Below are 25,321 nucleotides of genomic sequence, written 5' to 3'. Positions count from 1 at the left end.
CATCGCGACGCAGCCGGCGCGAAGGCGACGGCTGGTTTGCGCCCGAACCGACCTTTCGGACAATCAACACTGACACAAGCAGACAAGGAACGCAGTGATGGCGAGCAAGAAGGCCGCTCAGAAAAGCCTGAGCCTGGCACCCGTGCTGGATCTCAACGAGGCGACAGCACTTCGCGACAAGCTGATGGCGCTCAAGGGCAGCGACCTGGCGATCGACGCGTCTGCCGTCGAGCGCGTCGGCGCGCTGTGCGCCCAGGTCCTCATGGCAGCCGCCAAGACATGGGAAGCCGACAAGCGCAGCTACACGTTCGCCAAGGCATCGGAGCCTTTCCTCAAGACGATGCAACTCATCGGCGTCAACATTGAACACCTGCTGGCCAAGGAGATTCAGCGATGAAAAAGAAGGTGCTTACCGTGGATGATTCACGGACGATCCGGAACATGCTTCTGGTGACACTGAACAATGCCGGATTCGAGACGATCCAGGCCGAGGACGGTGTCGAGGGACTGGAAGTCCTGGAAGAGGCCAATCCCGACGTCATCGTCACCGACATCAACATGCCCCGCCTCGACGGCTTCGGCTTCATCGAGGGCGTGCGCCGCAACGAGAAGTACCGTGCGATCCCCATCCTCGTCCTGACGACCGAAAGCGATGCGGAAAAGAAGAACCGCGCCCGCCAGGCCGGTGCGACCGGCTGGATCGTCAAGCCGTTCGACCCCACCAAACTCATCGATGCAATCGAGCGCGTGACCGCCTAAATCGAGGTTCCTCCCGATGGATATGAACGAAATCAAGGAGATTTTCTTCCAGGAATGCGAGGAACAGCTCGCTGAACTGGAATCCGGTCTCTTGAAGCTGAACGATGGCGATCGCGACCCGGAGACCGTCAACGCGGTGTTCCGCGCGGTGCACTCGATCAAGGGCGGGGCAGGTGCCTTCGGCCTGGACGATCTCGTGTCCTTCGCCCACGTCTTCGAGACCACGCTTGATTGCGTTCGATCCAACAAGCTCGATCCGAACCAGGACGTCCTGAAGGTGATGCTCAAGTCGGCCGACGTCCTGGCCGACCTGACCAACGCTGCACGCGACGGCGGCGGTGTCGACGAAGCGCGCAGCAAGCAGCTGATCCGCGAACTCGAGGCGCTCGCCAACGGCGAAATGCCAGCTGCAAGCGAGGCGCCGGCGGCAAAGCCGGCCCCCGCGCTGGTTGCCACCCCGGTAGCAGACGACGAAGGCTTCCAGCCGATCCCGTTCTCCTTCGACGATTTCGGCGGCGAAGAGAAGCCGGTCGAGCCCTTCGCGCCCACCTGCGAGATCCTGTTCCATCCCAAGCGCGAACTCTATGCCAAGGGCAATGAGGCCACGCTGCTGCTGCGCGATCTCTCCCGCATCGGCGAGATGAGCATCCGCTGCGACATGGACAGCCTGCCGCCTCTGGAAGACATGAACCCCGAGGAAGCCTATTTCTCGTGGAAGATCTCCATCGCCACGGAGAAGGGCGAGGACGGCGTCCGCACCGTCTTCGAATTCGCCGAATGGGATTGCGATCTCGAGGTCCGCACGGTCGAGGAAGATCACGAAGCCGAAGCGGGCAAGGACGAGCTGCCCATGCAGCCGGTCCCGTTCGATCTTTCCATCCTCGACGACGGCGACGACGACGCTACGGGGGAAGCCGACGAACCGGCAGCCCCGCTCTCTAGCGCAAATACTGCTGCGGAGAGCAACGTCGTGCCGATAGCGGCTGCTTCCCGCGCCGAGCCTTCCAGGAGCGAGGCCAGGGCCGCTCCGGCCGTGCAACAGGCCGCCGCCGCCGCAAACCCGGCTGCATCCGCGGCCTCGGCCGCTGCCGCCGCACCGACCATCCGCGTCGATCTCGATCGCGTCGACCGCCTGATCAACCTGGTGGGCGAACTCGTCATCAACCAGGCGATGCTGTCCCAGAGCGTCATCGAGAACGACAATACCGGCGTCTCCTCTATCAACATGGGCCTCGAGGAACTGCAGCAGCTGACCCGCGAGATCCAGGACTCGGTCATGGCGATCCGCGCGCAGCCGGTGAAGCCCGTGTTCCAGCGCATGTCGCGCATCGTCCGCGAAATCGCCGACGTCACCGGCAAGTCGGTCCGCCTGATCACCGAGGGCGAGAACACCGAAGTCGACAAGACGGTCATCGACAAGCTGGCCGAGCCGCTGACCCACATGATCCGCAATGCCGTCGACCACGGCCTCGAGGCGCCGGAGAAGCGCGAGGCGCTCGGCAAGAACCCGGAGGGCACGGTCCGCCTGACGGCGAAGCATCGCTCCGGCCGCATTGTCATCGAGCTTGCCGACGACGGCGGCGGCATCAACCGCGAGAAGGTTCGCCAGAAGGCGATCGACAACGACCTGATCGCCGCCGATGCCAACCTGTCCGACGAGGAGATCGACAACCTGATCTTCCACGCCGGCTTCTCCACCGCCGACAAGATCTCCGACATCTCCGGCCGCGGCGTCGGCATGGACGTGGTCAAGCGCTCGATCCAGGCGCTCGGGGGCCGCATCACGATCTCGTCGAAGCCCGGCCAGGGCTCGGTCTTCACGATGAGCCTGCCGCTGACGCTTGCCGTTCTCGACGGCATGGTGGTCACGGTCGCCGGCCAGACGCTGGTGGTGCCGCTCACGGCGATCGTCGAGACGCTGCAGCCGGAGGCCTCGGCGATCCATTCCTTCGGCGCCAGCCAGCGGCTGATCTCGATCCGCAACTCCTTCTGCCCGCTCGTGGATGTGGGCCGGATCCTGAACTTCCGCTCCACCCAGGCCGACCCGGTCGACGGTGTCGCCCTCCTGGTCGAATCCGAAGGCGGCGGGCAGCGGGCGCTCATGGTCGATGCGATCCAGGGCCAGCGCCAGGTCGTCATCAAGAGCCTGGAGGCCAACTACACCCACGTGCCGGGCATCGCCGCGGCGACGATCCTGGGCGACGGCCGCGTGGCGCTCATCCTGGACGTCGACGCCGTCGTCGCTGCCTCGCGCGGCCAGTCCCTGAAACAAGAAATCTCGCTCGCAGCAACCGGTTGATAAAATGACGTACGCAGCCAAATCACTGACGCAGGGCCGGGAGCTCATCGCCTTCCGGATTGAAGATCAGGAATTCTGTGTGAACATCATGTCGGTACGGGAGATCCGCGGATGGACTCCCGCAACGCCGATGCCGCATGCGCCGCAATACGTGCTCGGCGTCATCAATCTGCGCGGCGCGGTCCTGCCGATCATCGACATGTCCATGCGCCTCGGCATGAAGCCGGCGGAGCCGACGGTCCGGCACGTCATCATCGTGGCGCAGGTAGGCCAGAAGGCCGTCGGCCTGCTGGTCGATGCGGTTTCCGACATCCTGACCGTGACCGACGACAACGTGCAGCCGACCCCGGACATCGCCAACGAGACGGCGAAGAACTACGCCCGCGGCATCCTGGCCATCGAGGGCCGGATGATCTGCATGATCGAGCTCGAAGCGCTGTTCCCCCATGTCGAAAGCGAAGCAGCATGATCTCGACCGCCTTCGAGCCCAGACTGTCACCGGATGAATGCCTGGCAACGGGCGAATATCCGCTGACCCGCCGCGACCTGACCGAGATCGCGGCGATGATCTATGCCGATGCCGGCATTCATCTCAATGAGTCGAAGGCCTCGCTGGTCTATTCACGGCTGTCGAAGCATATCCGCAATCTCGGCCTGAAGGGATTTCGAGAGTATTGCACCCTGGTATCCTCGCCCGAGGGGGCACCTGCGCGCCGGGAGATGCTGTCGCACCTGACGACGAACTTCACGCGCTTCTTTCGCGAGAACCATCACTTCGAGCATATGAAGAACGAGGTTCTGCCGGAGCTGATCGCCCGCGCCAAGGCAGGCGGCCGCGTCCGCATCTGGTCCGCCGCCTCCTCGGACGGCCAGGAGCCCTATTCGATCGCGCTCACGCTGCTGTCGCTGCTGCCGAATGCGGCCGACTACGATATCCGCATTCTTGCCACCGACATCGATCCGAAGATCCTCGCGCTCGCCCGTGCGGGCGCCTATGACGCCGGCGCTCTCGAAACCGTCAGCCCGGCTATGCGCAAGCAGTATTTCCGCGAAGTGGACATCGACGGCCGCCGCAAGTGGCAGGTCGACGACCGCGTCAAGAAGCTGATCACCTACAACGAGCTGAACCTGATGGCCCAGTGGCCGTTCAAGGGCCCCTTCGACATCATCTTCTGCCGCAACGTCGTCATCTATTTCGACGAGCCGACGCAGATGAAGATATGGACGCGCTTCGCCGGCATGTTTGCCGAGGGCGGCCATCTCTACATCGGTCATTCAGAGCGCGTGTCGGGCGAATCCAAGGCGCTCTTCGATAACATCGGCATCACCACCTATCGCTTCGCCGGGAGGGGAAGACGCGCATGACGGCACCAGCACGCGTTCTCGTTGTCGACGATTCGCCCACCATGCGCGGCCTGATCACGGCGGTGCTCCGCGCCGATCCCGATGTCGACGTCGTTGGCCAGGCCAGCGACGCGATGGAGGCGCGCAACGCCATCAAGCAGCTCAATCCGGACGTCGTCACGCTCGACATCGAGATGCCGAACATGAACGGGCTGGAATTCCTGGACAAGATCATGCGGCTTCGCCCGATGCCGGTGATCATGGTGTCCACGCTGACCCATCGCGGCGCAGAGGCGACCCTCGCCGCGCTCGAGATCGGCGCCTTCGATTGCGTCGGCAAGCCCCAGCCCGGCGATGCCCGTCCCTTCGGTGACCTGGCCGAAAAGGTCAAGGCGGCCGCCCGTTCCCAGCGGCGCCACATCCGCTCCGAACCGGTGGTGGCGGTGCAGCCCCCGGCCAATGCCAATGCCGCCGACGCCTATCGCAACGGCCGCAAGATCGTCGCGATCGGGGCCTCGACCGGCGGCGTGGAGGCGCTGATCACCGTTCTCCAGAAATTTCCTGTCAATTGTCCGCCGACCGTCATCACGCAGCACATGCCGTCGAGCTTCACCAAGAGCTTCGCCGACCGCCTCAACCGCATCTGCGCCCCGCACGTGGAGGAGGCAACGGACGGGGCAAGGCTCCAGATCGGCAAGATTTATCTGGCTCCGGGCGGCGAGCGGCACCTGCAGGTCACCAGCACGTCGGCACCGAGCTGCCGCCTGTTGGACCGCGACCCCGTCAACGGCCATCGACCCTCGGTCGACGTGCTGTTCGATTCGGTGGCCGAACTTGCCGGCCGCAATGCCGTCGGCGTCATCCTCACCGGGATGGGGCGGGACGGAGCGGCTGGACTACTGAAAATGCGCCACGCTGGGGCCCGCACGATCGGCCAGAACGAAAAGACTTGCATCGTATACGGGATGCCGCGTGTGGCCTACGAACTTGGCGCAGTGGAACATCAGCTTCCGCTTGCGTCCATCGGGGAGGAAATCCTGAAGCTTACTGCGGCCCGCAAAGAAGGGAGCGACTAATGTCTATCGCTGAGAAAATCAAAGTACTAATCGTCGACGATCAGGTGACCAGCCGACTGCTTTTGGGAGACGCGCTGCAACAGCTCGGCTTCAAGCAGATCACCGCGGCCGGCGATGGGGAGCAGGGTCTGAAGATCATGACCCAGCAGCCCCATCACCTGGTCATCTCTGACTTCAACATGCCCAAGATGGATGGCCTGGTCTTCCTTCAGCACGTTCGCGCCAATCCGGCGACGAAGAAGGCGGCCTTCATCATCCTGACGGCCCAGGGCGACCGCGCGCTGGTGCAGAAGGCGGCGGCGCTGGGTGCAAACAACGTGCTCGCCAAGCCCTTCACCATCGACAAGATGAAAGCGGCCATCGAAGCCGTGTTCGGGGCCTTGAAATGATCACGGAGGCAGGGACGCGCCGCGTCCACCTGATACAGGGCGAGTACAAGGTGATGAGCGACCCGGACGTCGTGCTGACGACGATCCTGGGATCCTGTGTCGCCGCCTGCTTGCGCGATCCGGTCGTGGGCGTCGGTGGAATGAACCACTTCCTGCTTCCCGGCTCCATGGAGGCCATGGCGGCGGGCGGTGACGCCACCCGTTACGGCGTGCATCTGATGGAGCTCCTGATCAACGGTCTGCTGAAGCAGGGTGCGCGCCGGGACCGGCTCGAGGCCAAGATCTTCGGCGGGGCGAAGACGATTGCGACCTTCTCCAATGTGGGCGAGCAGAATGCACGGTTCGCCCGGCAGTTCCTGACCGACGAAGGCATCAAGATCGTCGGCGAGAGCACCGGTGGCGAGCACGGGCGCAAGCTCGAATTCTGGCCCACGTCCGGACGCGCCCGGCAGCATGCCCTGACCGGCGTGGAAGCCCAGCGTACCGTGGCCCTGGAGCGACGACCGGTTCCGGTACCGAAGCCGGCGGAAAGCTCGATCGAATTCTTCTGATGCCGGACGCGGCCTCGGGGCATGAGGAATTTGGCCGCATGCGCAGGTCTGTGGACGGCGGCGCGGCGGTGGAAACGGAGATACCATGAAAGCCGACTACCTGAACAAAGTGACTGACATGGAGGAGTCCGTACCCGCCGTCCTGATGCGAGTCGTCTCGGAACTGCACGACGTCGCCTATCTGATCGAACGCATCGAGCCGCAGCTCGCCGAGCTTCACCCCGAGGCAGGTGAAAATACCGCGCAGCGCATGATGGTCCTGCAGGGCATCGATCTCGCCGTGCAGAAGGCCCGCGGCCTTGCGGACTTCCTCGGCCAGGTCACCGCCGGCATGCCGGAAGGCTGGGCCGTGGACGTGACGACGGCGCTGAACCTCGTGAAGCTGACCGACATGAAGACGGCGCTGGGCAACGGATCCTTGCGAGCATTCGGCTCCCAGCCGCTGTCCAAGGCCTCCGGTGATTTCGAGGCCTTCTGATTCGCGAAGTCGCGGTGGAGCCTTGCAACGGCGCGAGGCGTCCATGACCGCGGTCAAGGGCGCCGATCTCGGAAATAAGAACTAATCTGCTGATTTTTCAATATTATTCTAGATTTAAGCGCCGCCGAAATCTCTCCTGCCGGCTCCGTGCTGCACCGCATTCCAGCGAAACGCTCGCGCAAGTTTCACCGACTAGTTTTGCCTCCGGGTCGATTAGGCCTGCGTAGTCCTGGGAATGAAGGCACCGTTGGCAGCGGCGTCTTTCCGGGATTGGGCAATTTAAACTGAGCGGATCTGCCATATTTTGGCCTGAGGCGGATCCGGCAAAGTTGGTGCGGGAACAGAATGAATCTGTTGGAACAGCTTAAGAGTGTGGGCAAGAATTTGGCGTCGCTCGGGCAACCGAAGCTGGCGCTGCTGGCCGGAGCCGGGGTCGTGACGCTCGGCCTGGTGCTTGCCGCCGCCTTCTTTGTCAACAAGCCCGCTTACGAGACCCTCTATGTCGGTCTCGAAAGCACGGACATGAACCAGATCAGCGTGGCGCTGGCCGAGGCGAACATCGACTTCCAGACCGGAACGGACGGCGCCAGCCTGCAGGTTCCGGTCGGCCAGACCGGCAAGGCGCGGCTCTATCTTGCAGAGCGCAACCTTCCGAGCAGCTCCAATTCGGGCTACGAGCTTTTCGACAACGTCGGCTCCCTCGGCCTGACCTCCTTCATGCAGGAAGTCACCCGCGTTCGTGCCCTCGAAGGCGAGATCGCCCGAACCATCCAGCAGATCAACGGCATCGCCGCCGCACGCGTCCACATCGTCATGCCGGACCGCGGAAACTTCCGCCGGGCCGAGCAGCCGCCGACGGCGTCCGTCATGATCCGCGCCGGCAGCGCCTCGGGGCGCAAGGCCGCCGCCTCCATCCGCCAGCTCGTTGCCGCCTCCGTTCCCGGACTGGAAGCAGAGCACGTGACGATCCTCGACTCCGCCGGCCAGTTGCTGGCCTCCGGCGACGATTCGGACAGCAATACGCTGAGCCGTTCCCTCAATATCGTCCAGTCGGTCCAGGAGGACGTCGAGCGCAACATCGAGAAGGCACTCGCGCCGTTCCTCGGCATGGACAACTTCCGCGCCAGCGTCATGGCCGCGCTGAACACCGATTCCCAACAGACGCAGGAAACCGTTTACGACCCGGAATCCCGCGTCGAGCGGTCCATTCGCGTCACCAAGGAAAGCCAGCAGTCCAACCAGAGCGAACTGCAGCGCCCGGCAACGGTCGAGCAGAACATTCCGCAGGGCGGACCCGAAGCCGGCACCGGCCCGCAGTCGAGCGACCAGGCCGACAAGAAGGAAGAGCAGACCAACTACGAGATCAACAGCAAGACGATCGCAACCGTTCGCAACAGCTACGAGATCGAGCGTCTCTCCGTCGCCGTGGTCGTCAACCAGGGCAGGCTCGCATCGCTTGTCGGCGAGCCCGCCGACCAGGCGAAGATCGATGCCTACCTTGCCGAGATGCAGAAGATCGTGTCGTCTGCGGCCGGCCTGAACAGCGAACGCGGCGACGTCGTCACCCTGACCGCCATGAACTTCCTCGACAATGTGCTGCTGGACGAGGGCGTTCCCGGTCCGGGCGTGCTGGAGACGCTGACGCGCAACCTCTCCACCATCATCAACGCACTCGCCTTCGTCGCGGTGGCCTTCCTGGTGGTCTGGTTCGGCTTCCGCCCGGTCGTCCGCTCCGTCTCCGGTGGCGCCGGTGCGACGGCCCTGGAAAGCGAAGCGGCCGGCCTCGAACTGCCCGACTTCTCGCCGACCGTGGGCGTCGGCGCCGGCGCCGGCCCTGGCGCGCTGATGGACGGCTTCGGCTCCGATTTCGGCTTCGACAGCACGGACGACCTTCTCAGCGCCGGCGACGACGAGGGCGTGTTCAACCGTCGCCTCAAAGAAGGCCCCGAGCGTCGCCTGTCGCGCATGGTGGAGATCAGCGAAGAGCGCGCCGCAAAGATCCTGCGTAAATGGGCCGAAAACCAGGCGGCCTGATCGGAACCGAAAGAAGCAATGCGAAATCCCGCCCCAAGGCGGGATTTTTGCGTTTGGCGGGTATGCACACGAAGCCCGGCGTGCATGCAACCGTCGCTGTGGCCTTGCGGTCGCGTGCGAGGGCGGGCCAGGGACGTTGCCGATGCTATGGCTCTCCTCGCGCGCTGCTGCACCTTGCAGGCGGCAAGGGTCAGCAGAGCTTGATATCCTGCATCGTTGATCAGGGCGGCGGGCTGGTCTCCCCATGACTGTCGATGCGGCTCGCCGGCGCTGTCCCGCACGGCCTGCATCGGCTCATCCGGCTTGAAGGAGGCGGCAATCCCCGGGGGTGCGGGGCTCGGGTGGGCAGAGTTTTCGCGCAGGAGTGTGACTCAAAAGAGACGATATTGGCGGTCTGCGGGGCGGCCTTCCGCTACGTCAGGCGACAAGCGTACCCATGCCGGGCCGATCACGAAAAATTTGTTTGGCCCCGAAGGGCAGTTCGAGCGCCCGAATTCAATCCTGCGGAACGTCATACAGCTGTCATCGTCTCACGGTTGCATTTGGATGCATCGAAAAAATGTGATGATTAACAAAAGTTTAATTCCGTCGACCCGAGGGTGGGTCCGGTGCCAGCCGCAGCGGCGCGAATCGATTCATGAAAAGATGCGAATGTAAATCCCCAGTTGGGCCCCGTGGCTTTTGATTCGCGCCGTTGTAGACTTTAGTTACTGATTCGTTTGGTGAATCCCGTCCATGCGGCTTGATCGCAAGTGGCGCCGAGTTCCGGCGCTGACGCGAGGGGGGACGGGATGATCCGGCGAATTCGGCAACGGGGGCTATTATGGAAACGATGAGAGCGGATGTATCGCTCCGGGAATCCTATGGATTCTCTGCGGTGACCGGTGAACGTAAGAGTGCGCGTGAGCATCTGGTTGGCCAGTTGGGCCGCTGTGCGGGCCGCGCTGGACTCACGGCAGGGTTGAAGGCGCTGACCCAGTATGTCAGCGCTTCCCATTATTTGCTTGTCCGCCATGACATGTCGTTCAGCGCGGACATCGGCTTCGTGCTCGCCTCCGATTGGCCGTTCGACATGGTCCGCAGTCTCGCCGCCGCGCTCGGCAGCGCGAACTGCCGCATGAGCGATCTCGACCGTTCCAATTGCCTGATGCAGCCGGTGTTCTCGCAGTTTTGCGACGATGTTGCGGCCCCGTCGGGAGTGAGCCGGGAATATTGCACCATCACCTTCAACGTCGGACGCGTGCGCATGACGCTGATGCTGCTCTTTCCGGAGCACTACATCCTGTCGCAGAGCAACCTGCGGGACGTGGGCCTGCTGGCCGGCTACCTCGCGAGCGTCTGCTGCAAGCCGAGCGTCCGCCAGGACCGCGAATCCGAGTTGACGGATCGCGAGGTCGAGTGCCTCTACTGGATCGCCGAGGGCAAGACCAGCGACGAGATCGCGGTGATCCTCGGGATATCCCGCAACACGATCAACAACTACATCACCAGCGTCATGCGGAAGACGGCGACCAAGACCCGTTCCGAGGCGATCGCCTGGGCCGTGCGAAACAATCTCGTCTGAGGTGAGAGAGATGGAACATCCGTTCTCCCAGCCGAAGGGCGAGGCTCCCGAGATCCGGATATCGAAGCTGTCCCGGCCCAAGCGCACGACGGATGTGGTGGCGACACTCCAGCACATGCAGAAGGTTGCCGGGGCGAAGAACTTTGCCGTCTTCCGCATCCTCGGCCAGGGACTGCCGTCGGCACGCCGCCTTGCCTGCACGCTCAGCAGTTGGGCGTCAGAGACGGAGAAGACCGCGCGGACCCTGGTGGAAACGCACGGCGAGACGCTCATGGCGCACCTGGAAACCTCCATGCTCCCCGTCGTCTGGGAAGGCGACGATGCGAACAGCTTCATTGCGGAAGAGCTCGCGTCCTTCGCCCTGCGCCTTCCGCCGAGCCAGCTTCCCTATGCCGGCATCGCCTTTCCCGTCCGGCTGGGATCGAGCGGCAACGGCTTCGTCGTCCTGACCGGCGACTTCCTCAGGATCGACACCGACCTCGTGCTCGACATGCACATGCGCGCCGGCCAGATCATGGTCGACCTGCTGGCGGCGGACGAAAAGCGGATGCAGCCTGCGGAGGCGCTCAACGACCGCGAGATCGCCTGCCTGCAGATGGCGGGCGACGGCTGCATCAGCGAATCCATCGCCGAGAAGCTCGGGCTTTCGGTGCATACGGTCAATGCCTATCTGGGCACGGCGACGACCAAGCTCGACGCGGTCAACCGCGTCCAGGCGATCGCGAAGGCGATACGCCTGGGCTATATCCGATAAAGCGTGTCGCGCAAAAGTGTGCTGCGGTTTTGCGACTACGACATGCGCAAAATCAAGGGTCCAAAGCGCGGGAGCGATTCCGAAGGATCGCGATGTGCTTTGACGTCGGCTACGGGTCGTTCAGTGGCTTTGCAGCTGCAACTGGGTCGAACGGCTGAACTGCGCATCCCTCAGGCTCGCTGCAAGCAGGTCGGTGTTGTCGTCCGGATCGACCGCGGGATCCTCGAAGGCGACGTGGGTCACTTCGACGCCGGCGCGTTCGTTGCCGAGCTGGAGCCGCGCATAGACGGTGCAGCCGCGCGGACGCAGTTCCAGATCGAGCGTCACCTCGGGCTCGCCGCCCCAGTCGAGCTTGTAGTCGCCTCCGGCGCCGAAAACGACGGTGCCGGGGAGGAAATACAGCTCGGCGGCAGACGAAACCAGGTCGGACAGGTTTCCGTAACACTCGAAGCGCAGCAGGGATACCAGGTCGGCCGCGTCAAGCAGCCGCAATTCCGATGCAACCGGGCCGATCGCTTCGGCCACGATCCTCTCGCGCTGGGCAGAATAGGAGCTTTTTCTCATCGGATCTCTTTTACCGTCTCATCTGGGGTGAAGCTGCGTAGACCCGGTGAATCAGTTCCGCCACTGCTTTGTAGAACACCGGTGGAATGACACTATCCACCGAGACTTGCGCAAACATGGAGCGCGCGAGCGGCGGATCCTCGAAGACGGGGATCCCGTTCTCCTCCGCAAGCTCACGAATCCTGAGCGCAACCAGGTCCTGGCCCTTGGCGACCACGACGGGGGCCTCCTGTTCCTCGCGGACGTATCGCAACGCCACGGCAAAGTGCGTCGGGTTGGCGATGACGAGCGTGGCGCGAGGAACAGAGGCGATCATGCGTTTGCGGGCGCGGTCGCGTTGGATCGAACGGAGCCGGCTCTTGATGATCGGGTCGCCCTGCGCCTGCTTGTGTTCCTCCTTGACCTCCTGCTTGGTCATCTTGAGCTCGGAATACCAGTGATGACGCGTCCAGGCGAAGTCGATCGCGGCGATCACGGCGGTGGCGAAAAGGATGATCACCATGATCGTGTTCGCTTTGCTGGCGAGGGTCTGGAAGATCACCGCCGGATCGGAGAACATCGCATCCAGCGTTGCGAAATAGTCGTCCCACAGGACCAGGACGACGACCACGGAGACCGCGCCGACCTTGATCAGCGCCTTGCCGAACTCCACGAGCCCGGGCTTGCCGAAGATGCGGGTAAATCCCTTGATCGGCGACAGGCGCGACATCTGCGGGCGCACGCGCTCCAGCACCGGGCTCGGCATGTTCTGCAGGATCGATGCGGCCAGCCCGAACAGCATCATCATCACCAGCGCCGGCAGCAGCAGCACGCCGGCCTCCCAGCCGAGATGGCGGAAGAGGGCGACGACGTCGCCGCTGTTCTCCAGGTCCCACGCATCCGGCTGACCGAACAGGTCCCGCAGCGTCTCGGTGACGCGCAGGAAGCCGCCGGGCAGGAAGAACACGAGAAAGAGGTAGATCGCCACGGTGGAGGCGAAAACGGGAATTTCGCGCGCGAACGGCGTATTTCCCTTCTCCGCCGCGTCGCGGATTTTCTTCTCTGACGGGGCTTCTGTTTTGCTTTCCTTGTCCTCGTCGTCGGCCATGGAAAGGTCCTTCCGGAAAGCGCTCTGCGGCAAAAGGGTCGGCCGGCCGTCAACGCGTGGTTCGCCATACCGACAAATAGAAAGGGACCCGAACCTTTTCAGATTCGGGTCCCCGGAACGGTCGATCTTTGAATGGGGCGAGTCAAGCCGGCTCAGGCTGCGGCTGCGGCCTCTTCCTTTTCTTTCAACTGAATCTGTCCGGCGGCCGCCAGCCTGATCGCCTCCTGGGTGATCGAGCGTCTGGCGATCGCGACTTCGCGCGGATTGCCCACGTCGCCGGCTGCGAGATCCGATTCGATCATGCGGCGCTGGCGTGCGCCGATCGACGACAGGACGGCCTCGCGCAGTTCCATCGACGTTCCGCGCAGGGCGGCGGTGATGATGTCGCCGGCAACGTCGTTGAACAGCGATACGCGGCTCTTCTGCGGCATGATGAGCAGGTCGTCGAACAGGAAGATCTTCGGCCGGACCTTCCTGACGGAGGCGGTGCTGATCGTCTCCAGCGAGGCAAGCAATTCGTCGACCTGGTTCTTCTCCAGCTCGTTCATCATCTCGGCGACCTTGTTCGAGCCGGGCGAGTTCCGCTCCGCCTCGAAGGCATCCATCATTTCCCGGACACGCCCCTCGATGATCACCGCCGCCTTCGGGCTGACGTCCTTGAGGTTGACGGTACGGTTGATGATGTCGGCGCGGCGTTCTTCCGGCACCTCGAGCAGTACCTTGGCGCCGAAGGCGGAAGGCATCATCGACAGGATGTAGGAGATGGTCTGCGGGTGTTCCTTCAGCAGGAACTGGCTGATGAAGATCGCGTCCGCGTCCTGCAGGCGGTCCCAGATGGTGGTCTCGTAGGCCTGGAATGCCGTCCGGCGGCCGAGCAGGCCGTCCACCTCGTCTGGCGTCAGCCCCTCTTCGAGGATCCCCTCCATCATTTTCGCGTTGTCCATCAGGCCCGCGCCCTCGGTGAAGAGGTCCTCGAACTCGTTGACGAGCTCGAGCAGTTCCTGCGGGGGAATGGGGCGCAGGTTCTGCGCCGCCGCGATGATACCCTGCAACTCGCCCTGGGTGAAGAACTTCAGGAGCTTGCCGGCCACGGGCTTGCCCATCGCCAGAAGAACGGCGGCTGCCTTGTCGACGGGCTTGAGCGGCGCACCGACTGCAGTGCTGCCGAAATTGTCGAAATCCATCATGGATGCCTCCTGAAACCTTTCACCGGTATCAGCTCATTTCAGTTGTGGGATGTGCTCTTGACCTCGATGAGTTTGACCCCGAAGCGGGTGTCGTCGTTCTCGAGCACGGTAATTTCGCCGCGGCCGATCACCCGGCCGTTCACCATCACGTCGACCGGTTCGCCGATGCGCCGGTCGAGCGCGATCGTGGCGCCCTCCGTCAGGCCCATCAATCCGGAGACCAGCATCTGCGAGGAGCCGAGGACGATCTGCAGGTCGATCGGGATGTCCATGATGAGGCCGAGGTTGGCCTCCATGGCGCTGCCCGGACGCGCAGGCATCTCTCCAAGGCCGGCGCCGCCGAAGTCCTGCCCGCCGAACCCGGCATCGCCGAAGGCCGCCGTGTCGGTGCTGCCGAAATCTCCGCCGAAGCCGGCTTCGGTCGTATCGGAGCCGAAGTCGCCGCCGAACGCCGCGAGGGCGTCGCCGTCGTCGCCGGCCGGGAAGTCCATGCCGAACTCCGAGGCAGGTGCGGCTGACGCATCCTGCTGCAGGACGCCGCGGAGGTCGTCGATTGCCTGTTCGAGCTCGGCGTCGTTTGCGGTGACGGCCGCGGCGAGATCGTCTGCAAGAGGTGCTTTTTTCGGTGCCATGTGATCACTATTCCATTTGAAACTTGCCCGAGGCGTGCTGCCGGGCCTGATCCTATCCGACGATGTGTTGCAGCAGCTCGTCTTCCGAGCCGTAGGTATCCTTCACCCGAACCGTGTAGCGCGCGCCCGAACGCCCGAACTCGCAGACGTAGAGCTTGTTTCCGTTCGCGCTGACGTCGACGCGAACGTCGCCGGAATCGTGGAAGGGAATGATGTCGCCCGCCTGCAGGCGGCTGATCGTGTCGAGCGTCTGGCTCTCGAGCTTGATGCGTGCCTGGAGGGTGACCTTCGAGCGGCGTATCTGTTCACTCAGCTGCTCGCTCCATTCCTTGCGCGTCCTGGCGGAATTTGCCGGCCGCGGCGGGGCGATGGTCGATTTCAGCAGCGCTCTTTGCGGAACGACCACGAAGAAGCTCGACAGGACCGGGCCGATTCCGACGGACATCTTCACCGTCGCGGCAAAGGTCTCCTCGGAGCCGTCGGCCGGCGCCTTGCGGCCTTCCACGTTGTAGGCGGGGCCGATGATCGGCTCGTAGCCGTTGTGGTCGCCGACGGCGGTCTTGAGCACGCCGCATATCCTGTCGAACACCATGGCGGCGATGTCGAGCTCGATCGGCGACAGCGCGCGGGGTTCCGGCTCCTCGATCGTATCGCGCGACGCTCCCAGCATGTTTTCGATCAGCGTGATGATGAAGGGGCTGTCACAGACGACGACGTACTGGTCGCTCCAGTTGCGAAGGGAGCAGTCCGACAGCGCCATCGCCCCGCCGAGCCCCGAGACCAGCTGCCCGAAGCGGCCGATTTCGTATCCGGCATAGGTCACGGCCACGTCGAAGCCGAGCTCGCTTTCGAAGACGTCGGGAAGGAACTCCGAGAACACCTCCCCGAGTGCTGCGCAGCGCCTGGAGATGGTCTCCCGGTCGCCGAGCTGCCCGGTGAGGCGCGCGAGCACGATCGGGTCCTGTTTCGACTTTGCTGAGGCTGTCATGTTGTTCCCGCTCATTTAGGCCGCCTTTGTGTCGTTGCTGCCGCCGGGGTTCATCATTTCCTGCTCGACCGCGTCGATCGAGGGACGCTCGTATGCGGAGATCGTCTTGCGGCCGTATTCCAGCGCGACCTGCGGCACGGAGCCGTTCATGTAGGCGAGCAGCGTCTGCTTGACGATGACGTAGAGCCGGTTCTGCTTGGTACGCACGGACTTGATGTTGGCGATGATCGGCGAAACGATCGAATAGGAAAGGAACACGCCGAGAAGGGTGCCGACGAGTGCGGCCGCAATCTTGCCGCCGAGGATTTCAGGCGACTCGTTGATGGCGCCCATCGCCTTGATCACGCCGAGGACCGCCGCCACGATACCGATGGCCGGGAAGGCGTCGCCCATGGTGTTCAGCGCGTGATACGGCTTCATCTTGTCGTGCGTGATGGTCTGGATTTCTTCGTCCATCAGCGCCTCGATTTCGTGGGCGCGGGCGTTGCCGATGATGATGAGGCGCACGTAGTCGCAGATGAACGCGGTGAGCTCCCTGTTCTGCAGCACCGTGGGCGCCGACTGGAAGATCGAGGAGTCGTCGGGGTTGTCGATATGGGCTTCGATCTCGTTGCGCGATTTGGTGCGCAGATCCCGCATGAGGCTGTAGAGCACGCCGAGCGTATCGAGATAGTGCCGCTCCTTGGGAACCTTGTGCTTGAAGGCCTCCCCGAGCGCCTTGCCGGTATCCTTCACGACTTTCATGGTGTTTGCCATGATGAAGCCCCCGATGCCGGCGCCGCCGATGATGACGAGCTCGAACGGCTGGGCGAGGACTTCGAGATGCCCGCCCATGGCCATGTAGCCGCCAAGGACACAACCGAAAGTTACGATCAGACCGATGATGATGTTCATTGCTAGCCCACAAGCCCCGACATATTTCTGACGAGACCTGAATAGGGGGCCAGCCTTGTGTGAGGCTGTACCTTCCGCTTCCTTGAAATCAGCAGGAGTTACAGGTTCGCGCAAGCAAAGTGGCGCAGGTTGCCTCGCGAGAGGGGGCACTGTGCCCCGCAACACCGGAAAGCGCGGCCGCCATCGTGACCACGACATATACCAGCTACAAACTGATCACCGCCGACCTGGCGACGTCGCTGGAGCGCGTTGCCGAGCAACCGGACGTCAAGCGCGAGAGCGCGTACTATCTGGACAAGATCGGCTCCATCAAGACGATCGACGAGTTCTTTGCCGACAGTCGCCTCTACAACTATGCGATGAAGGCGCACGGCCTCGAAGACATGGCCTATGCCAAGGCCTTCATGCGCAAGGTCCTCGCCGAGGGCACCGAGGCCGACGACGCCTTCGCCAACAAGCTTTCCGACAGCCGCTACAAGGACCTGGTGGCCTCGCTGAACTTCGCCCGCTATGGCGAGGCGGCGACGAGCTTCGACCGCGCCCAGAAGGGTGTCGTCGACAAGTACAATCGCCAGACCCTCGAGGTGAATGCGGGCAGCGAGAATTCCGGCGTGCGGCTCGCCCTCTATTTCGAGCGCATGGCGCCGGCGATCACCAGCGGATATTCGATCATCGCCGATCCGGCGCTCTCCCAGGTCGTTCGCGCGGTCCTGCAGTTGCCAGACGCGTTCGTCGCAACCGACGTCGACCGCCAGTCGGCCTACTATGAAGACGTCCTCGACATCGCCGACTTCCAGGATCCGGTGAAGGTCGGCACCTTTCTCGAACGCTTCACCGCCCTGTGGGAGATCGACCATCCTTCCACGCCGGGCGGCCAACTGCCCGCTTTCCAGGCGGGCGGCGTGATCGGTATTTCCACCGATCTCCTCATCTCCATCAACAACCTCAAACTCGGAGGCCGCTAATGGAAACCGGGCTTTACGTCTCGCTTTCGTCCCAGATCGCACTCGATCGCCGCATGACCACGCTCGCCGACAACGTCGCCAACGCCAATACCGTCGGTTTCCGCGCGACCGAGATCAAGTTCAACGACGTCGTCGCCGATAACGGCAAGGCCAAGGTCGCGTTCGTGGACCAGGGCAGTGAGTTCCTGTCGACGCGTCACGGCGGCATGACGGAAACCAACGGCATGCTCGATTTCGCGATCCGCGGCGATGCCTGGTTCGCCATCGAAACGCCCGCCGGGCAGACATTGACGCGCGACGGCCGCTTCACCCTGACCGAGGCTGGCGATCTCGTCACGCTCAACGGCTATCCGGTGCTCGATGCCGGCGGCGCACCGATCCAGATCGACGGCAATGCCGGTTCTGTAAAGATCAGCGCCGACGGCCAGCTCAACCAGAACGGCCAGCCGATCGCGGCACTCGGCCTGTTCGAGGCTGATCTCTCCGGCGGCTTCGTGCGCGCCGGAAACAGCGGCATCATCCCGACGCTCGCGCCCGAGCCGGTCGTCGACCGGATCGATGCCGGTGTGGCGCAAGGGTATGTCGAGGAATCCAACGTTAACGCGATCGCGGAGATGACGCAGCTCATCACCGTGACCCGCGCCTTCGAGAGCATCAACGCGCTGCTGCAGCAGAGCGAATCCTCGATCGACAGCGCCATCAAGACCTTCGGCGGCAGCCAGTAACGCGGCATGATGATGACGGATACGAACACCAGCGATCAGCCGGCCAGCGACGGTGCACGCAAGCTCAGCGCGCTGGCAGGCCTCGTGAAACGCTACTCCAATCCGGAGTTCTCCGTCGCGCACGGCGGCCACGTGCAGACGATCGCCGCCGGCAACTACACCGTCACCGGCCTGTCGCGTCACGTCAGGCTCGGCGAATTTGTCGCGCACCGCAGCCCCACCGGCATCCATCTCGGTGAGGTCGTGCGGGTCGAGCCCGACAGCGTCGTCGTGTGCCCGATCGAACCGGGCGAGCCGATCGGCATTCACGACACGGTGATCCGCAAGGGCGCCTTCCGCGTCGCGCCGGCGGCGGCATGGTGCGGCCGCACGGTCAATGCGCTGGGCGAGCCGATCGATGGGCGGGGAGCCCTGCCGCAGGGCGATGTCCGCCGCTCGATCTCCAACACCGCCCCGCCGTCGATGACGCGCAGCCGCGTCGAGAAGGGCTTTTCCACCGGCGTCCGCGCGATCGACATCTTCGCACCCCTCTGCCTTGGCCAGCGTCTCGGCATCTTCGCCGGTTCCGGCGTCGGCAAGTCGACGCTTCTGTCGATGCTCGCCCGCGCCGACGCCTTCGACAAGGTGGTGATCGCGCTGGTGGGTGAACGCGGACGCGAAGTGCGCGAATTCATCGAGGATACCCTGGGCGACAACCTGTCGAAATCGGTGGCGGTGGTCGCAACCAGCGACGAAAGCCCGATGCTGCGCAAGATGGCGCCGCTGACGGCCGTCACCATCGCCGAGCATTTCCGCGACCAGGGCGACAATGTCCTCCTGATCATCGACAGCGTCACCCGCTTCGCCCATGCGATCCGCGAGGTCGCGACTGCCTCCGGTGAGCCGCCGATCGCGCGCGGCTACCCGGCGTCTGTGTTCACCGAACTGCCGCGGCTGCTCGAGCGGGCAGGGCCGGGCGCCGAGGGGACCGGAACGATCACCGCGATCATCTCCATCCTCGTCGACGGCGACAACCACAACGACCCGATCGCCGATTCGACGCGCGGCATTCTCGATGGCCACATCGTGCTGGAGCGCAGCCTCGCCGACGAGGGACGCTATCCGCCCATCAATCCGCTCTCGTCGATCTCGCGTCTGGCCCGCAAGGCCTGGACGGCCGACCAGGAGAAGCTGGTGGCGCGGCTCAAGGCGCTGGTCCACCGCTACGAGGAGACGCGCGACCTGCGTCTGATCGGCGGTTATCGCGCCGGCAGCGATCCGGATCTCGACATGGCGATCAAGCAGGTTCCCATCATCTACGACGTGTTGCGCCAGACGCCGGGCGAGAAGCCCGCCGCCGATTCCTTCGCGGACCTGGCGTTGGCGCTGCGCAATGCGCCGGCCAACCAGCCGGCCGCCGGCAATGCGAGGGCAAGGGGGTAGACCATGACCGATTTCGACGCCGACAAGGCAGTCCCGCCGCTTCGGCGACCCGACCAGGAAGTCAGCAGCGTCACGGACCGGCTGCTCATCACCGCCGGCATCAGCCTTGCGGCCATGGCGGCCTTCTTTCCATGGTATGTGTTCCTCAATCCACAGGAATTCTCCGTTCCCCCGCTCTGGCAGGGAGACCGGCGCGACCTGCCGGAGACGCCGGCCCGCGAGGTGATGAGCGTTTCCCCGGCGGCGATGATCGATGACGACGATGCAGCGCCCCGCCGCGAGCTCGATCCGGTCAAGACCGCAACCGTGCCCAACCTCGGCCGCGAGGGCAGGTCCGGCACACCGGCAAACCCGCTCGAACAGCCGCTGCCGACCCCGAACGGCTTTCGCCTGATGCACGTCGCAAACGGCCGTGCGCTGATCGAGGACGCCTCGGGCATGTACATCGTGCGCGTCGGCTCGATCCTGCCCGACAACAGCCGGCTGGCCACGCTCGAGCAGCGCGACGGCAATTGGGTGATCGTCACCTCCAACGGCGACGTCTTCAAGCGCAACTGATTCGCAAACGCCCGTCCGGGCCTTCGACGAGCCGCCGCTCGCCCCGGCGGCTTTTCTGCGTCGAAGGGACCGTTTTCCCTGAGAATCGGGTGAGGATCCGGCATCTCGCGCACTGCAGCAACCCCGGCAAGTCCCACGCAAGATTAGGTCCCTAGGTTCGGGACAACAAAGTGGAGTTCGCCGTGACGCAACCAATCCAATTCTTCGAACTGGCATCCAAGCAGGCAGAGTGGCTCTCCGTGCGCCAGTCCGTGGTTGCCGGCAACATCGCCAACGCCAATACGCCCGGCTACATGGCCAAGGACGTGACGCCGTTCCAGTCGGTGCTGGAGAACGCCGGTATCCGCATGGCTGCGACCAATCCGATGCACTTCACCGAAGGGTCGCTGGCCAGCGAGGTCACCGACGTCGAAGCCAACGACGATGTCGGCGTCCAGATTTCCGGCAACTCCGTCGGGCTCGCCGAAGAACTGATGAAGCAGGGCCAGGTCAAGCGGGAGTATGAACTCAGCGCCGGCCTGGTCAAAGCGTTTCATCGCATGATGCTGATGACTGTCAGGACTTGAAAATGGATCCGCTTATTGCATCGATGAAAGTTGCAGCCTCCGGCCTGGAGGCGCAGTCCACCCGTATCCGCATCGTTTCGGAGAACCTGGCCAACGCCCGTTCGACCGGTGACGTGCCCGGCGCCGATCCCTATCGGCGCAAGACCATCACCTTCGTCGCCGAGCTCGACCGCAGCGTCGGCGCCTCGCTGGTGGAAGTCGACCGGCTGGCCGAGGACGAAAGCAATTTCACCGCCGAGTTCGATCCCGGCAACCCCGCGGCCGACGAGAAGGGCATGGTCAAGATCCCGAACGTCAACGTGCTGGTCGAAATGGCCGACATGCGGGAAGCCAACCGGTCCTATGAGGCCAATCTGCAAAGCATCCGCCAGTCGCGCGACCTCATCAGTGCGACGATCGATCTTCTGAGGGCATCGCAATGATTGAATCGCTGACGAGCGTTAGCAAGCTCACCTCTTCCTCGCCCCTTTCCGGCACCCTGACGGAGAACAGCGTCTCTTCCTCCAGCATCATGCAGCCGTCCGCGGCTGCGAACGCTGCCCAGCCCCTGAGCTTCTCTCAGATTATGGGGGACATGGCGACCGATGCGGTCGGCAGCCTGCGGGCGAGCGAGACGAAGTCCTTCGAGAGCGTCCAAGGCAAGGCCAACACGCGCGAAGTGGTTGATGCGGTCATGAACGCCGAGCAGACGCTCCAGACCGCGATCGCAATCCGCGACAAGGTGGTCACCGCCTATCTCGAAGTCGCCCGGATGCAGATCTGAAGGAACGTGCCATGAAAGCTCTTGCAATCGCCGCCACCGGCATGAACGCGCAGCAGACCAATCTCGAGGTCATCGCGAACAACATCGCCAACATCAATACGACCGGCTACAAGCGGGCCCGCGCCGAGTTCTCGGACCTGCTCTACCAGACCGAGCGCGCCCAGGGCGTGCCGAACCGCGGCAACGAGGCGATCGTGCCGGAAGGTGCCATCATCGGCCTCGGCGTGAAGACCGCCGCGGTACGAAACCTGCACCTGCAGGGCCAGCTCACCCAGACCGGCAACTCCTTCGACATGGCGCTGGTCGGCCGCGGCTGGTTCCAGATCGAAGCGCCGGACGGCACGGTCCTCTACACCCGCTCCGGCGCGTTCAACACGAACGCAGACGGCCAGCTCGTGACGCTCGACGGCTACTCCGTGACGCCCGGCATCGTGGTGCCGCAGGAGGCCACCGAGGTCACCGTCAACCGTTCCGGCCAGGTCTTCGCCACCGTGGACGGCGAACAGCAGGAACTCGGCCAGCTGACGCTTGCGACCTTCGTCAACGAGGCCGGCCTCGAGCCGCTGGGCGAGAACCTCTTCCGCGAGACGGAGGCCTCCGGCGACGCGACGGTCGGGGTCCCGGACGAAGCGGGCGTCGCCTATATCCAGCAGAACTACCTGGAAGCCTCGAACGTCGATCCGGTCAAGGAAATCACCGACCTGATCTCGGCCCAGCGCGCCTACGAGATGAACTCCAAGATCATCCAGGCGGCAGACGAGATGGCCAAGGTCGTCAGCCAGAACCTCCGCTAGCCGCGTGAGATGAGGGAGACATGATGTTTCGCCCGAGAAAGAACCTTGCACGAAAGCGCGCCGCCGGCCGGGCCGGGGCACTCCTGGCTTTCGCCTTGATCGCCGTGGCCGGAACCCTGGCGGTGCCGGCCGTGCCCGCTCTGGCCGACGGACGGTTCGCCGTCATTCCCAAGCGCACCATCTATCCGGGCGAACAGCTCGATGCGACCGAGCTGGAGGAAGTGGCGGTCACCAACCCGAACATCGCCCCCGGCTACGCCGAGCGGATCGAGGCCGTCAACGGCATGGTGACCAGGCGGACGCTCGTGGCCGGTCGCATCATCCTCGTCTCGTCGCTGCGCGAACCCTTCGCCGTCTCGCGTGGCAAGGCGGTTCGTCTCGTCTTCCGCAACGGCCCGCTGGTCATCACGGCCTCCGGATCGCCGCTGGACGATGCCGCGGTCGGCGATCTCATCAAGGTCCGCAACCTCGATTCCGGCGTGATCGTTACCGGCACCGTCATGGAGGACCGGACAGTGCACGTGGTGGCAAAATGACAAGAGCGTTCCTCACCCGCCTCGTGGGCGTCCTCGTCGGGCTGGCGCTTTCGATTGCGCCGGCGCATTCGGCCGCGCGCATCAAGGATGTGGCGTCGCTGCAGGCGGGCCGCGACAACCAGCTGATCGGCTACGGCCTCGTCGTCGGCCTGCAGGGCACGGGCGACAGCCTGCGTTCCTCGCCGTTCACCGAACAATCGCTGCAATCGATGCTGCAGAACCTCGGCATCAATACGCAGGGCGAGCGCTCGCGGGCGAGAAACATCGCGGCCGTGCTCGTCACGGCAACCCTGCCGCCGTTTGCAAGCCCGGGCAGCCGCATCGACGTGACCATCGGCTCGCTCGGTGATGCGACCTCGCTGCGTGGCGGCTCGCTCGTCATGACGTCTTTGACCGGTGCCGACGGCCAGATCTATGCCGTGGCGCAGGGTTCGGTCGTGGTCACCGGCTTCAACGCCCAAGGGGAGGCCGCAACGCTCCAGCAGGGTGTGACCACCGCAGGCCGCGTGCCGAACGGCGCGATCATCGAGCGCGAGCTGCCGGCCCGCTTCAAGGACGGTACCGATCTGGTGCTGCAGCTGCGCAATCCCGACTTTTCCACTGCCGTCGGCATGGCCGATGCGATCAACCGCTATGCCGGGACCCGCTACGGCGGCCGGATCGCCGATGCCCGTGATTCGCAGTCGGTCTATGTCCAGAAGCCGAAGCGCGCCGATCTCGCCCGCCTGATGGCGGAACTCGAGAACCTGGTGATCGAGACGGACGTGCCTGCACGCGTCGTCATCAACGAGCGCACGGGTACCATCGTCATCGGCCAGGACGTTCGGATCTCGGAGGTCGCGGTCAGCTACGGCACGCTGACGGTGCAGGTCACCGAGATGCCGCAGGTCGTCCAGCCGGCACCCTTCTCCGACGGCGTGACCGCGGTGGAACCGAACACCGACATCGTCGCCCAGCAGGACGGCGGCACGGTCGCCATCCTGAACGGCTCGAATCTCCGGACCCTTGTCGCCGGGCTCAACAGCATCGGTGTGAAGCCTGACGGGATCATCTCGATCCTGCAGGGGATCAAGTCGGCCGGTGCACTCCAGGCAGAATTGGTGCTGCAATGACGAACAGGAACGAACAGCTCCCCATCCTCCGGACCCTGCGCAGCCTGCTGCTGCCGGCAGCCGGCGCTCTCATGCTCGCCATTCCCGGCGCGCTGGCCGAGGGGCGGCCCGTCATCGTCACCAGCGCGGCTACGGCCGACGAGATACGCGAATTCTGCACCAACATCTCCGACAAGGCGCGCGACCAGCGCTACCTGCTGCAGAAGCAGGAACTGGAAAAGCTGCAGCAGGACGTGGACAGCCGGATCGCCACCCTCGAGGAGCGCCGCGCGGAGTATGAGGACTGGCTGAAGCGCCGCAACGATTTCCTCAAGGTCGCGGAAGCCGGCCTCATCGAGATCTACAAGAAGATGCCGGCCGATGCCGCCGCCGCCCAGCTCGAAAAGATCGATCCCGAGGTCGCCTCCGCGATCGTCATGAAACTCAATCCGCGCATGTCCGGCCAGATCCTGAGCGAGATGGAGGCCGAAAAGGCCGCGCGGCTCGCCAGTATCATCGCGGCCGCATCCGACCCGAATACCTCGAAGGACCCGTCATGAAGAAGCTAGCCCTCGCCATGATGGCCACCTCGCTCCTGTCCGGCTGCGCCAACCAGGCGCTGAGGGAAATCGGCCAGGCGCCGGCCATGAGCCCGATCGGCAGCGGCCTGCAATATTCGCAGACGCCGCAGATGGCCATGTACCCGAAGCAGCCGCACACCCGGATGTCCGGCTACTCCATCTGGAGCGATTCCCAGTCGAACCTGTTCAAGGATTCGCGCGCCATCAACGTCGGCGATCTCCTGACGGTGACGATCCGCCTGAACGACGAGGCGACCTTCGACAACAAGACCGATCGCAGCCGCACAAACAAGAGCGGCATGAATTTCTCCGTCGACGGCGAGGGCGATAATTTCTCGTTCGGCACCGACGGCGACCTGACCTACGGTTCGTCCACCAGCACCAAGGGCGACGGCAAGACCGAGCGGTCCGAAAAGCTGAACCTGCTCGTGGCCGCCGTCGTGACCAGCGTGCTGGAAAACGGCAATCTTCTGATCAGCGGCTCGCAGGAAGTGCGCGTGAACCACGAACTGCGCATTCTCAACGTAGCCGGCATCGTCCGGCCGCAGGATGTCGATTCGGACAACCGCATCTCCTACGACAAGATCGCCGAAGCCCGCATCTCCTATGGCGGCCGCGGCCGCCTGACGGAGGTGCAGCAGCCGCCATGGGGCCAGCAGCTCGTCGACCTGTTCTCGCCGATCTGATCGGCCCCTTCAAAAAGCAACAGACGGAATGCGG

30 protein-coding genes are annotated in these 25,321 nt (G+C 64.0%); 24 read left to right on the top strand and 6 right to left on the bottom strand.

The features are described from left to right. Window positions 1-97 precede the first annotated feature (97 nt). From GGQ64_RS22300 to visR, 12 genes are all read left to right on the top strand, one after another. Window positions 98-397, top strand: a complete 300-nt coding sequence (locus GGQ64_RS22300) for an STAS domain-containing protein (RefSeq protein WP_183807543.1) — start codon at window positions 98-100, stop codon at window positions 395-397. Then, complete coding sequence (gene cheY1, locus GGQ64_RS22295; protein WP_056316210.1) at window positions 394-759, top strand: chemotaxis response regulator CheY1; 366 nt, start codon at window positions 394-396, stop codon at window positions 757-759. The genes GGQ64_RS22300 and cheY1 overlap by 4 nt, the downstream gene beginning before the upstream one ends. 16 nt (window positions 760-775) lie before the next feature. Beyond that, window positions 776-3,058, top strand: a complete 2,283-nt coding sequence (locus GGQ64_RS22290) for a chemotaxis protein CheA (protein WP_183807542.1) — start codon at window positions 776-778, stop codon at window positions 3,056-3,058. 4 nt (window positions 3,059-3,062) lie between these two features. After that, window positions 3,063-3,527, top strand: coding sequence for a chemotaxis protein CheW (locus GGQ64_RS22285; RefSeq protein ID WP_183807541.1), 465 nt, complete (start codon window positions 3,063-3,065; stop codon window positions 3,525-3,527). Next, window positions 3,524-4,423 carry a protein-glutamate O-methyltransferase gene (locus tag GGQ64_RS22280; RefSeq protein ID WP_183807540.1) on the top strand — a complete coding sequence of 300 codons (900 nt, stop codon included), beginning with the start codon at window positions 3,524-3,526 and terminating at the stop codon, window positions 4,421-4,423. Before GGQ64_RS22285 ends, GGQ64_RS22280 begins: the two co-directional genes overlap by 4 nt. Next, a complete protein-coding gene (cheB, locus tag GGQ64_RS22275; RefSeq protein ID WP_183807539.1) occupies window positions 4,420-5,478 on the top strand; it encodes a protein-glutamate O-methylesterase CheB in 1,059 nt (352 codons plus the stop codon). Before GGQ64_RS22280 ends, cheB begins: the two co-directional genes overlap by 4 nt. Continuing rightward, window positions 5,478-5,867 carry a response regulator gene (locus tag GGQ64_RS22270; protein ID WP_112596299.1) on the top strand — a complete coding sequence of 130 codons (390 nt, stop codon included), beginning with the start codon at window positions 5,478-5,480 and terminating at the stop codon, window positions 5,865-5,867. Before cheB ends, GGQ64_RS22270 begins: the two co-directional genes overlap by 1 nt. Further along, window positions 5,864-6,418: a chemoreceptor glutamine deamidase CheD gene (gene cheD / locus GGQ64_RS22265; RefSeq protein ID WP_183807538.1), complete on the top strand. Its 555-nt coding sequence runs from the start codon at window positions 5,864-5,866 to the stop codon at window positions 6,416-6,418. Before GGQ64_RS22270 ends, cheD begins: the two co-directional genes overlap by 4 nt. A gap of 85 nt (window positions 6,419-6,503) precedes the next feature. Further along, window positions 6,504-6,896 carry a chemotaxis protein CheT gene (gene cheT / locus GGQ64_RS22260; protein ID WP_183807537.1) on the top strand — a complete coding sequence of 131 codons (393 nt, stop codon included), beginning with the start codon at window positions 6,504-6,506 and terminating at the stop codon, window positions 6,894-6,896. Between the two features lie 345 nt (window positions 6,897-7,241). Continuing rightward, window positions 7,242-8,930 carry a flagellar basal-body MS-ring/collar protein FliF gene (fliF, locus tag GGQ64_RS22255; RefSeq protein ID WP_183807536.1) on the top strand — a complete coding sequence of 563 codons (1,689 nt, stop codon included), beginning with the start codon at window positions 7,242-7,244 and terminating at the stop codon, window positions 8,928-8,930. Between the two features lie 823 nt (window positions 8,931-9,753). After that, entirely contained in the window at window positions 9,754-10,494 is a 741-nt protein-coding gene (visN, locus tag GGQ64_RS22250) for a transcriptional regulator VisN (RefSeq protein WP_183807535.1), read from the top strand. A 10-nt stretch (window positions 10,495-10,504) separates the two neighbouring features. Then, the gene (visR, locus tag GGQ64_RS22245; protein WP_183807534.1) at window positions 10,505-11,248 is read left to right on the top strand and encodes a transcriptional regulator VisR; all 744 of its coding nucleotides are present in this window, start codon (window positions 10,505-10,507) and stop codon (window positions 11,246-11,248) included. A gap of 120 nt (window positions 11,249-11,368) precedes the next feature. Here visR and GGQ64_RS22240 read toward each other — a convergent pair whose 3' ends face one another. From GGQ64_RS22240 to motA, 6 genes are all read right to left on the bottom strand, one after another. After that, window positions 11,369-11,812, bottom strand: a complete 444-nt coding sequence (locus tag GGQ64_RS22240) for a hypothetical protein (RefSeq protein WP_183807533.1) — start codon at window positions 11,810-11,812, stop codon at window positions 11,369-11,371. A gap of 10 nt (window positions 11,813-11,822) precedes the next feature. Further along, a complete protein-coding gene (flhB, locus tag GGQ64_RS22235; RefSeq protein ID WP_183807532.1) occupies window positions 11,823-12,899 on the bottom strand; it encodes a flagellar biosynthesis protein FlhB in 1,077 nt (358 codons plus the stop codon). 152 nt (window positions 12,900-13,051) lie between these two features. Continuing rightward, window positions 13,052-14,086: a flagellar motor switch protein FliG gene (gene fliG, locus GGQ64_RS22230; RefSeq protein ID WP_183807531.1), complete on the bottom strand. Its 1,035-nt coding sequence runs from the start codon at window positions 14,084-14,086 to the stop codon at window positions 13,052-13,054. A 38-nt stretch (window positions 14,087-14,124) separates the two neighbouring features. Then, entirely contained in the window at window positions 14,125-14,718 is a 594-nt protein-coding gene (fliN, locus tag GGQ64_RS22225) for a flagellar motor switch protein FliN (protein ID WP_183807530.1), read from the bottom strand. A 52-nt stretch (window positions 14,719-14,770) separates the two neighbouring features. Continuing rightward, window positions 14,771-15,706 carry a FliM/FliN family flagellar motor switch protein gene (locus GGQ64_RS22220; protein WP_246422850.1) on the bottom strand — a complete coding sequence of 312 codons (936 nt, stop codon included), beginning with the start codon at window positions 15,704-15,706 and terminating at the stop codon, window positions 14,771-14,773. 15 nt (window positions 15,707-15,721) lie between these two features. Further along, on the bottom strand, window positions 15,722-16,600 hold the full coding sequence (gene motA / locus GGQ64_RS22215; protein WP_183807528.1) for a flagellar motor stator protein MotA: 879 nt from the start codon (window positions 16,598-16,600) through the stop codon (window positions 15,722-15,724). A gap of 185 nt (window positions 16,601-16,785) precedes the next feature. Between motA and GGQ64_RS22210 the strand changes: the two genes are divergently transcribed. From GGQ64_RS22210 to flgH, 12 genes are all read left to right on the top strand, one after another. Next, window positions 16,786-17,565, top strand: coding sequence for a DUF1217 domain-containing protein (locus GGQ64_RS22210; RefSeq protein WP_183807527.1), 780 nt, complete (start codon window positions 16,786-16,788; stop codon window positions 17,563-17,565). Continuing rightward, the gene (flgF, locus tag GGQ64_RS22205) at window positions 17,565-18,290 is read left to right on the top strand and encodes a flagellar basal-body rod protein FlgF (protein WP_183807526.1); all 726 of its coding nucleotides are present in this window, start codon (window positions 17,565-17,567) and stop codon (window positions 18,288-18,290) included. The genes GGQ64_RS22210 and flgF overlap by 1 nt, the downstream gene beginning before the upstream one ends. A gap of 12 nt (window positions 18,291-18,302) precedes the next feature. After that, a complete protein-coding gene (gene fliI / locus GGQ64_RS22200; protein ID WP_183807525.1) occupies window positions 18,303-19,712 on the top strand; it encodes a flagellar protein export ATPase FliI in 1,410 nt (469 codons plus the stop codon). 3 nt (window positions 19,713-19,715) lie between these two features. After that, a complete protein-coding gene (locus GGQ64_RS22195; RefSeq protein WP_183807524.1) occupies window positions 19,716-20,270 on the top strand; it encodes a flagellar protein in 555 nt (184 codons plus the stop codon). Between the two features lie 182 nt (window positions 20,271-20,452). Then, the gene (flgB, locus tag GGQ64_RS22190; RefSeq protein WP_183807523.1) at window positions 20,453-20,836 is read left to right on the top strand and encodes a flagellar basal body rod protein FlgB; all 384 of its coding nucleotides are present in this window, start codon (window positions 20,453-20,455) and stop codon (window positions 20,834-20,836) included. A 2-nt stretch (window positions 20,837-20,838) separates the two neighbouring features. Continuing rightward, complete coding sequence (gene flgC, locus GGQ64_RS22185; RefSeq protein WP_183807522.1) at window positions 20,839-21,258, top strand: flagellar basal body rod protein FlgC; 420 nt, start codon at window positions 20,839-20,841, stop codon at window positions 21,256-21,258. Beyond that, window positions 21,255-21,599, top strand: coding sequence for a flagellar hook-basal body complex protein FliE (gene fliE, locus GGQ64_RS22180; RefSeq protein ID WP_183807521.1), 345 nt, complete (start codon window positions 21,255-21,257; stop codon window positions 21,597-21,599). The genes flgC and fliE overlap by 4 nt, the downstream gene beginning before the upstream one ends. Window positions 21,600-21,610: 11 nt before the next feature. Beyond that, window positions 21,611-22,393 (top strand): flagellar basal-body rod protein FlgG, encoded by a 783-nt coding sequence (flgG, locus tag GGQ64_RS22175; protein WP_183807520.1) that lies wholly within the window; start codon window positions 21,611-21,613, stop codon window positions 22,391-22,393. 20 nt (window positions 22,394-22,413) lie between these two features. Beyond that, window positions 22,414-22,929 (top strand): flagellar basal body P-ring formation chaperone FlgA, encoded by a 516-nt coding sequence (gene flgA, locus GGQ64_RS22170; RefSeq protein ID WP_183807519.1) that lies wholly within the window; start codon window positions 22,414-22,416, stop codon window positions 22,927-22,929. After that, the gene (locus GGQ64_RS22165; protein ID WP_183807518.1) at window positions 22,926-24,041 is read left to right on the top strand and encodes a flagellar basal body P-ring protein FlgI; all 1,116 of its coding nucleotides are present in this window, start codon (window positions 22,926-22,928) and stop codon (window positions 24,039-24,041) included. The genes flgA and GGQ64_RS22165 overlap by 4 nt, the downstream gene beginning before the upstream one ends. Continuing rightward, window positions 24,038-24,580, top strand: a complete 543-nt coding sequence (locus tag GGQ64_RS22160; protein ID WP_183807517.1) for a MotE family protein — start codon at window positions 24,038-24,040, stop codon at window positions 24,578-24,580. Before GGQ64_RS22165 ends, GGQ64_RS22160 begins: the two co-directional genes overlap by 4 nt. Further along, window positions 24,577-25,287 carry a flagellar basal body L-ring protein FlgH gene (gene flgH / locus GGQ64_RS22155; RefSeq protein WP_183807516.1) on the top strand — a complete coding sequence of 237 codons (711 nt, stop codon included), beginning with the start codon at window positions 24,577-24,579 and terminating at the stop codon, window positions 25,285-25,287. The genes GGQ64_RS22160 and flgH overlap by 4 nt, the downstream gene beginning before the upstream one ends. Window positions 25,288-25,321 lie beyond the last annotated feature (34 nt).

Source organism: Mycoplana azooxidifex, from assembly GCF_014196765.1.
GTDB lineage: Bacteria > Pseudomonadota > Alphaproteobacteria > Rhizobiales > Rhizobiaceae > Mycoplana > Mycoplana azooxidifex.
The sequence above is the reverse complement of the archived record's forward strand: the minus strand, read 5'-3'. Positions and strand labels throughout refer to the sequence as shown.

What these genes read in the sequence shown, in the direction of transcription:
- cheY1 (WP_056316210.1), top strand. Translation starts at nt 394, where the DNA reads ATGAAAAAGAAGGTGCTTACCGTGGATGATTCACGGACGATCCGGAAC.
- visN (WP_183807535.1), top strand. Translation starts at nt 9,754, where the DNA reads ATGGAAACGATGAGAGCGGATGTATCGCTCCGGGAATCCTATGGATTC.
- fliI (WP_183807525.1), top strand. Translation starts at nt 18,303, where the DNA reads ATGACGGATACGAACACCAGCGATCAGCCGGCCAGCGACGGTGCACGC.
- flgG (WP_183807520.1), top strand. Translation starts at nt 21,611, where the DNA reads ATGAAAGCTCTTGCAATCGCCGCCACCGGCATGAACGCGCAGCAGACC.
- cheB (WP_183807539.1), top strand. Translation starts at nt 4,420, where the DNA reads ATGACGGCACCAGCACGCGTTCTCGTTGTCGACGATTCGCCCACCATG.
- GGQ64_RS22285 (WP_183807541.1), top strand. Translation starts at nt 3,063, where the DNA reads ATGACGTACGCAGCCAAATCACTGACGCAGGGCCGGGAGCTCATCGCC.
- fliG (WP_183807531.1), bottom strand. Translation starts at nt 14,086, where the DNA reads ATGATGGATTTCGACAATTTCGGCAGCACTGCAGTCGGTGCGCCGCTC.
- GGQ64_RS22195 (WP_183807524.1), top strand. Translation starts at nt 19,716, where the DNA reads ATGACCGATTTCGACGCCGACAAGGCAGTCCCGCCGCTTCGGCGACCC.
- flhB (WP_183807532.1), bottom strand. Translation starts at nt 12,899, where the DNA reads ATGGCCGACGACGAGGACAAGGAAAGCAAAACAGAAGCCCCGTCAGAG.
- GGQ64_RS22270 (WP_112596299.1), top strand. Translation starts at nt 5,478, where the DNA reads ATGTCTATCGCTGAGAAAATCAAAGTACTAATCGTCGACGATCAGGTG.
- flgF (WP_183807526.1), top strand. Translation starts at nt 17,565, where the DNA reads ATGGAAACCGGGCTTTACGTCTCGCTTTCGTCCCAGATCGCACTCGAT.
- flgC (WP_183807522.1), top strand. Translation starts at nt 20,839, where the DNA reads ATGGATCCGCTTATTGCATCGATGAAAGTTGCAGCCTCCGGCCTGGAG.
- GGQ64_RS22300 (WP_183807543.1), top strand. Translation starts at nt 98, where the DNA reads ATGGCGAGCAAGAAGGCCGCTCAGAAAAGCCTGAGCCTGGCACCCGTG.
- flgH (WP_183807516.1), top strand. Translation starts at nt 24,577, where the DNA reads ATGAAGAAGCTAGCCCTCGCCATGATGGCCACCTCGCTCCTGTCCGGC.
- GGQ64_RS22220 (WP_246422850.1), bottom strand. Translation starts at nt 15,706, where the DNA reads ATGACAGCCTCAGCAAAGTCGAAACAGGACCCGATCGTGCTCGCGCGC.
- GGQ64_RS22165 (WP_183807518.1), top strand. Translation starts at nt 22,926, where the DNA reads ATGACAAGAGCGTTCCTCACCCGCCTCGTGGGCGTCCTCGTCGGGCTG.
- fliE (WP_183807521.1), top strand. Translation starts at nt 21,255, where the DNA reads ATGATTGAATCGCTGACGAGCGTTAGCAAGCTCACCTCTTCCTCGCCC.
- motA (WP_183807528.1), bottom strand. Translation starts at nt 16,600, where the DNA reads ATGAACATCATCATCGGTCTGATCGTAACTTTCGGTTGTGTCCTTGGC.
- flgA (WP_183807519.1), top strand. Translation starts at nt 22,414, where the DNA reads ATGATGTTTCGCCCGAGAAAGAACCTTGCACGAAAGCGCGCCGCCGGC.
- cheD (WP_183807538.1), top strand. Translation starts at nt 5,864, where the DNA reads ATGATCACGGAGGCAGGGACGCGCCGCGTCCACCTGATACAGGGCGAG.
- GGQ64_RS22290 (WP_183807542.1), top strand. Translation starts at nt 776, where the DNA reads ATGGATATGAACGAAATCAAGGAGATTTTCTTCCAGGAATGCGAGGAA.
- visR (WP_183807534.1), top strand. Translation starts at nt 10,505, where the DNA reads ATGGAACATCCGTTCTCCCAGCCGAAGGGCGAGGCTCCCGAGATCCGG.
- fliN (WP_183807530.1), bottom strand. Translation starts at nt 14,718, where the DNA reads ATGGCACCGAAAAAAGCACCTCTTGCAGACGATCTCGCCGCGGCCGTC.
- GGQ64_RS22280 (WP_183807540.1), top strand. Translation starts at nt 3,524, where the DNA reads ATGATCTCGACCGCCTTCGAGCCCAGACTGTCACCGGATGAATGCCTG.
- fliF (WP_183807536.1), top strand. Translation starts at nt 7,242, where the DNA reads ATGAATCTGTTGGAACAGCTTAAGAGTGTGGGCAAGAATTTGGCGTCG.
- cheT (WP_183807537.1), top strand. Translation starts at nt 6,504, where the DNA reads ATGAAAGCCGACTACCTGAACAAAGTGACTGACATGGAGGAGTCCGTA.
- GGQ64_RS22240 (WP_183807533.1), bottom strand. Translation starts at nt 11,812, where the DNA reads ATGAGAAAAAGCTCCTATTCTGCCCAGCGCGAGAGGATCGTGGCCGAA.
- GGQ64_RS22160 (WP_183807517.1), top strand. Translation starts at nt 24,038, where the DNA reads ATGACGAACAGGAACGAACAGCTCCCCATCCTCCGGACCCTGCGCAGC.